The sequence below is a fragment of the Brevibacillus sp. FW306-2-1A-C05A genome (assembly GCF_058781555.1).
The window spans coordinates 1-6,595 of record NZ_JBYSWV010000091.1 but is presented as its reverse complement, the minus strand read 5'-3'; the positions used below and the strand labels follow the sequence as shown (position 1 = coordinate 6,595).

Sequence of the window (6,595 nt, the reverse complement as noted above, 5' to 3'; positions counted from 1 at the left end):
TTTGGTTGTGTAGCTGAAAATGTCATTCAGAATACTTTGACAAATTACGAACGCATTTTTTATGCAACGCTAGTGATCTGATATATGTAAAGAAATCTGCTTCGATTTCCATTTTGCCGGAAGTATAAAAATGCCCCTTAAAATCTTCAGGGGTGAGTCTGGTTCCTTGGTCAACCAATTTGTTCGCAACAATCTTGTTGATGACATGGTCTACAAACTGCTGGTATTGCTCATCGGACCCCTCTATAAAATACTGCCCCTCTACGGGAAGGTGCTTGTAAGCAGACCGAAGTGGCTTGATTTCGATCAGCCGATGACTGCCAAACATCTTAATCGTTCCTCTTTGCTCCTGGTCTTCTGAGTCTACCGTGGATAGATAGGAATTGCCCTGTTGGGTATCTTGTGCTGTGAGAAATCTGCCGCTTTTTAATCGAAACGAGTCAAAAAACGCAGTGCTGTTTGTCAACAACACGTACTTGTGAATCCGAACCTCGTCATCTACGCCATAATCAATATTGGTTCTAAAAATATTTACCTTTGCCTTCACAGCCGCATCGAGTAGAATCGGATACATTTCAGTTGGTGAAGCAAAACTCGCATAATTAGGTATCCGAAACGGGGCTGAATCCCCCTCTCCTGCCCTTTCCATTTGCTCAAGCTCAGTGCGATAAGCCTGATTGTATGCTAGCAGAAAAGACACCGCGAAAATAAAGATAAGCAAACCTGATAACGTCCTTTTCATGCATCCGCTCCCCTTATTTTTCCTGGCCCACTCATAAAGGCAACGTACCATACGCCACTCAGATGAGTAACGTATGGTAGCTGTTGCTAGTCAAACTCTTGTTATTTACCGGGTCTTTTCGCTTCATTGTCCCAGTATGCATAGCCAGTTTGGTCTTTTGGCCCGTAAGCATCTGCCAGTGACCATTCACCTGCATATGCATATGCTTTATCTGTACTTGTTCCTACTTTTGCAGTAGAAGAATGATAGTTATCCGGGTGGTTATAATGCGACCAGCAATGCTTTTGAGAGCCAGTGATTTCCGTGCCGTAATCCCAAGTACCGCCGCCCACATTTACTGCGAACGGAGTCACAAGCGCGTTAACCATCTATGTCCAGATAACAGTCATCGCCAAGAGATATCGTCATGTTGTCGACAATCAGATCCATAAAAGCTTTGTGCCCCTTTCACTGATTTACTTTTTTTACCAATTCATGATTATAAGTTATATAGTCTTCTTTGTCTATGTGATTGAAAATAATGAATGGTAGAAAAGGTAAATTCAAATATTGCTTCCATTTAATAGACGTATCACGCAAAGAAAATAGCTCTTCTTTATGTGAGAAACAGCTTTTTACAAAAAATAGCCCTTCTCCACGAAGGACTTTTGTCTGTAAGCAGCAAGCAAAGAAGCATAGCCTCAATTACAGGTGAATCTTTTCAGCAAAGACTCCAGCTCCTCGGACATCTCTGCCAGAGCGGTCGCCGAGGCTGCGATTTCTTACATGGAAGCCAACTGTTCTTCCGAAGCAGACGCGACGTTTTGTGTATTGTTCGCCGTCTCTTTGGCGATTTTGGACATTTCCTCGATGGACGCGCTCACCTGCTGGGAGCTAGCTGACATTTCTTCGGAGACAGAGGACAGCTCGTGGATCTGATTCGACACGCTTTCTACTGATTTGACGATGTGGACAAAGCCTTCTCCCGTCTTTTGCACGTACTCGAATCCGGCAGCTACCTCCTGGGAGTCTTTTGCCATGGCTTGTACGACCTTTTCCGTGTCGCTTTGAATGTCGTGGATTAAGCTGGCGATCTGCTCGGACGAGTGCCTCGATTGTTCCGCCAGCATTCTCACTTCATGCGCAACCACGGCAAACCCCCGCCCGTGCTCTCCTGCCCGCGCCGCTTCGATCGCCGCATTCAAAGAGAGCAAATTCGTCTGGTCCGCTATGCCGGTAATGACGTCGGTGATCTTGCCAATGTGTGTCGAACGCTCACGCAACTGCTTAATCACCGCAGTCGTCTCGTTTGTGGACTGGGAGATCGCATTCATCTGCTGTTTGACAGCCTCCAGCAATTCATCGCCTTTTCTGGCCTATTGATGGGTCCTCTCCGCTTCCTCTGACACCGACGCGACGGCTTTTGCGATCTGTCCAATGCCCATTGCCATCTCGCTCATCGCTCTGGCGCTTTCCTCCGCGCCCTGCCCCTGCACTTCGGTTCCGGTGGCGACCCCCTGGATGGAAGCCGCAATTTGATTCGTAGCCTCTGTCGTCTGTTCGGCGCTTGCCTTCAACTGTTCAGAAAAAGCGGCCACCTGCCCGGAAGTAAGCCTGACCTTTTGGATCAGCTCACGCAAATTGGCAGCCATTTCGTTAAAGGACTCTGCCAGCTTGCCGATCTCGTCTTTGTTCTTCACTTGAATCGCATCCAGCATAACATTTCCTCTTGCAATCTGTTCGGCTGCCTCGGAAATCTGCAGAATCGGTCTCGTAATTTTCTTCGTCATGTACCAGCCGATTGCTAACGCCAGGATCGTGGCTGCTATACTGATGATATTCAGCAGACGGCGCACCGAGTTGACCATCTCCGTATTTGCCTCGCTGCCTTCATTCATCAGCGCATACTGATCGGCAACGATATTTCCGACCATCTTCTCCATTTCTTGCCCAATCGGAACCATTTCCTTGCTGTAATACCCGGTAATGCTCTCCGTACTCTCGCCATTGCGCGCCAATTGCTGCATCGCATCTGACTTTTGCCTGTACTCCTGATTCATCGCTTGCAGCTTATCGAATCTCTCTTGGTCCACTGGTCGTTGGACTAATTTGGACGTCTCGTCAATCAACTGGCCGATACTCTCGTAAGCCTTGTTCATGTCTTCGATGTATTTCGCTTCTCTGGTCACCAGATATCCGCGTAGCCCACTCGACCGTTTGTAGACTTGTCCCTGGATTTTTTCAGCATTGGCTAAAATCACGGCACGCCTTCCAACCAAGTCCGTGTAGGAGTCATCGACCTTTATAAAATAGACATAAGAGACCGTACTGGAAATCAAAAAAAGGAACGATACTGCCAAAAATGACAAGAACAGCTTTTTGCCAATGGTAAAATTCATACCGATACACTCCTGTTTCTCAAACTGGCATAACAAACCTTGACAAGCTCTACCTCAGACGCTACTGCGCTGTCCGGCGACATGCCCCGTTCGGTTTTCTGTCAAGAGTAATTCGTTCCCCTCCTTTCCCTTCCGCTTTTTCCGTGTTTATTCTCTTCTCGGGAAACAACAGCTTGTAGAGCATCGCCTCTCCTATACTCGGCAGTTAGTAGCTGTTCTTTTGTTGTCAATTTCGACCGATGCGATCCCGGTTGCGGGGGTAGCAAGGATAAAAACGCCAGACAGGTTTGCTGTTTTCGCTGATCTCTCGTCTGGTGAGAGACTGTTTTATGATGGGTGCTGCTTGTAGCTCCGTATCATCCACATCGTCTGCCTAATTTCGGACCCGGATACTCACTTTCTTTTCGATCAAACCGTGGAGTTGCTCAGACACCCTCTCGCTATCGTTCATCTGGCCGTTCCTCGCTCTGCCTGTTTTCTTTGAAACAACAGCACGTTCAAATGTTCCCTTCGCAGCAGTTTTCGTTTTCGTTGTACTTTGCGGAAAAGCCGTTGAGGTTCTTTCTGTTGTTGCAACCTTTTTCAAGAGAAGGTTAATAGACGGTCGGTCCGTTTTTAGCGGAAAATGGACCGACAAATCCCCCGACAATCACGAATGTGCCTTACCAGATGCCAGTAAAGAGCAAAATCTATGTATATGTTTGCTAAGAAACGTAACCCGAGATACGGCAAGACGATCAGCGCGCGGTGCTTTGCTGCATGAGGGCGGTTGGTCGAGGACATGTGAAAAACGTTTTCTTTCCCTCTTCGGTGCAGTTGAAATTTCTTTCGATAGTGTCTTCATTGTAATCGCACCGAGATAAAACCATAGTGAAGTAAATCACAGTGAGTACTGATAATTTGCTGAAAGTCTTTTTTTGTTCACGATTTGGAGATAAAGTCGTCGAGTTAGGTTTGGAGATTTGTGGCGGGTACTTCTGGGGAAAAGGGAATGACGAAAAACCTGACGATGGGCGATCAGGTTTTCTTCCATTTTGATGATGTTGAAGCTGTGCGGGATGAAAAAGAACATGCTTGCCGACACCGTTTTTGTATCGGATGGAGAACGTACAATTTATTTGCTTCTCATAGAGTCAAGCCAGGTCAAAATTATAAAGTGGACCTTGGATGGAAAAAACTGAATGACTCTGCAAGTGCTTGAAACAGGGGGAAGTGGTCAACGCGGCATCCAAGGTAGCCAAGGAAGCGCCACGGTTTCCCCTCTCCGCAAAATTTGTCCATTGAGTCTGCGCAATGCGAATATACAATGATAGCGAACTAATTGAGAATAGTTTTCACAACAAGGAGAGATCAATTTTGATCCGATTTTTGCAGAAAACCTCAGCCATATTCCTGACGACAGCGCTGTCTGTCCTCTTGCTGACCGCTTGCGGCACGGCCAATACCAGCAACACCAATACCACCTCAACGCCGCAACCGGCTGCCGAAACAACAGCCGAAAAGCCATCGACCCGCTCCTACAAGGACGTCTTGGGGAGAACCGTGGAAATCCCGGCAGCACCAGAGAAAATCATCGCCCATTTTTACGCTGCCGAACTGAAAGCGCTCAACGTCCCGATGATCGGAACGAACTTTATGAACGCCAAACTAGCCTTGACGGACGAGCAACTGAAAGGCATTGAAGACATCGGCGGGGACGGCCTGTCTCCCAATCTGGAGAAAACTTTGTCGCTCAAACCGGATTTGATCCTCGTCCCGGACTTCCTCGAGCAAGACGACGTCGAAGCCCTGTCAAAGATCGCCCCAACGGTTGCGATCAGCTACAGCGCAGATGTCTTTACCCGGCTGCGCACGCTGGCAGAAATCGTAGGCAAACCGGAAACCGCCGAAAACTGGATTCAGGCCTACGAGAAAAAAGCAGCAGAAAAACTAGCCCTCGTCCAATCGCGTATCGGCAAAGGAGAGACGGCTTCCGCTTTTATTCTGTATGCCGCAGACAAGCAGCTTTACGTCTACAACAAACAGCGCCTCGGCCCCACGATGTACGACGCGTTCGGCTTCACAATGCCGCCAAAGGTATCCCAGCTATTTTCCAGCGAACCGGACTCCCTCTGGAAGAACATTTCCATGGAGACGTTGCCCGACTATGCGGGCGACCGGATTTTCCTCGTATCCTCGGACGATACTGAGGAATCGAAGAAGGCCGTGGAGGAAATGCTCAAAAGTCCGGTCTGGAAGTCGCTCCCTGCCGTGAAAAATGGCAAAGCCTATGTCGTCGACAAGCGGTGGGGGATGAATGATCCTCTTACATTAGATTGGATGTTGGATGAGATGGCTAGGATACTTGGTAAATGAATGGGTTACGGATGGACTTTCCCTAATTTACTTGACACGAAGTTAGAACCAATCTGTTAGGAATGTTGGGTCTGTCAAGATTTTTGTGTAAACTCAATCAACCGATATATGAAAAGGTTTCATCCCCCTAATTGGGACATCTTTTTCGAAGCCAACAGAGTCAAGGGCGCAAGGCGCAGCGAACCCTTCACCCGTTGGGGAAGAGAAAGAGAATCCCTTCGGGGATGAAGCCTTTCATTAGTTAGCGGATGTACGGCTGTACGCGATCCTCAAAGAAAACAGATAGCTGTAAGAGAATCTGGCCCCAGTTCTGGACTCGTCCTGTCCACTTTCGTACGACATCCATGGTTACGAGGTATAGCATCTTCAGAAGGGCATCGTCTATGGGAAACATGGCTTTTCCCTTTGTCACTTTTCGAAGCTGTCGATGATAAACTCTCAATGACGTTGGTTGTATAAATCAGCTTCCGAATCTCCGGAGGATATTTAGGGTTTGCTGAACGGTTTTCAAACTACAAAAATGTTTCCAAAACCAGGAATTCTATACGAAAGAAGGCGGTTTAACCAGAAGGCAAAAAGATCCCGCAGCCTGCGCTCGAGGTTCATCACCAGGAGTTGCAGCGCGATGACGGTTTCGCTTGTCTTCGCAAGGCATGCTCGAATACGGCCAAGCCCATACGTGCGCTTACCCTCACCAAATTTGCCTTCAATGGCGTTGCGTTTGCGTGCATCTTGTCTTGCGACTCGCCGTTGTTCCGTCGCTTCTTCGCCTTGTACCGGACGGCCAAGCGCCGGACCGCTCAAACGAATGCCGTGCGCTTTGCAAAATGCCCTGTTTTCCCGTGTACGATAGATTTGATCGGCAAGTACCGCCTTCGGGTAACAACCAAAGCGTCTCTTGTACGCTTCTACAGATTCGATCAGCGTCACCCCTTCGTTGAAGCTGTCCCATGACAGACGCTCCAGAAAAGCATAGCCGTTCACCATGCTGACCGATACTTTGGCGCCAAACTCTACTCGCGCTTTCGCTTTGCCGCGTACGGCCGGGCGGACGGGCGGTTGACGGATGCTCACGATTCGATCTTCGATCTGATGCGTTTTGCGTTCAAACATCATGCGT

At 48.3% G+C, this 6,595-nt stretch carries 6 protein-coding genes and 2 pseudogenes; 2 read left to right on the top strand and 6 right to left on the bottom strand.

All coding sequences use genetic code 11. The annotated features are described in order from the left end of the window. Positions 1-22: 22 nt before the first annotated feature. The 4 genes and pseudogenes from AC3WJN_RS25300 to AC3WJN_RS25285 all read right to left on the bottom strand — a co-directional run bounded on the left by AC3WJN_RS25300 (position 23) and on the right by AC3WJN_RS25285 (position 3,120). On the bottom strand, positions 23-742 hold the full coding sequence (locus tag AC3WJN_RS25300; protein WP_492329352.1) for a hypothetical protein: 720 nt from the start codon (positions 740-742) through the stop codon (positions 23-25). Between the two features lie 101 nt (positions 743-843). Continuing rightward, a complete protein-coding gene (locus tag AC3WJN_RS25295; RefSeq protein ID WP_235694644.1) occupies positions 844-1,095 on the bottom strand; it encodes a lactococcin 972 family bacteriocin in 252 nt (83 codons plus the stop codon). A gap of 408 nt (positions 1,096-1,503) precedes the next feature. After that, positions 1,504-2,085 (bottom strand): annotated as a pseudogene (locus tag AC3WJN_RS25290) (methyl-accepting chemotaxis protein); the annotation flags it as partial. A 12-nt stretch (positions 2,086-2,097) separates the two neighbouring features. Further along, a complete protein-coding gene (locus AC3WJN_RS25285; protein ID WP_283858471.1) occupies positions 2,098-3,120 on the bottom strand; it encodes a methyl-accepting chemotaxis protein in 1,023 nt (340 codons plus the stop codon). A gap of 991 nt (positions 3,121-4,111) precedes the next feature. Between AC3WJN_RS25285 and AC3WJN_RS25280 the strand changes: the two genes are divergently transcribed. Together AC3WJN_RS25280 and AC3WJN_RS25275 are read left to right on the top strand one after the other, a co-directional pair. Continuing rightward, a complete protein-coding gene (locus AC3WJN_RS25280; protein ID WP_327953390.1) occupies positions 4,112-4,321 on the top strand; it encodes a hypothetical protein in 210 nt (69 codons plus the stop codon). Between the two features lie 155 nt (positions 4,322-4,476). Further along, complete coding sequence (locus AC3WJN_RS25275; protein WP_327953389.1) at positions 4,477-5,475, top strand: ABC transporter substrate-binding protein; 999 nt, start codon at positions 4,477-4,479, stop codon at positions 5,473-5,475. 241 nt (positions 5,476-5,716) lie between these two features. On the opposite strand, the pseudogene AC3WJN_RS25270 reads toward AC3WJN_RS25275, so the two are convergent. Then, positions 5,717-5,963 (bottom strand): annotated as a pseudogene (locus AC3WJN_RS25270) (transposase); the annotation flags it as partial. 19 nt (positions 5,964-5,982) lie between these two features. Continuing rightward, positions 5,983-6,595 (bottom strand): transposase (locus AC3WJN_RS25265; RefSeq protein WP_492329351.1); only part of this gene is annotated, 613 nt, incomplete at its 5' end.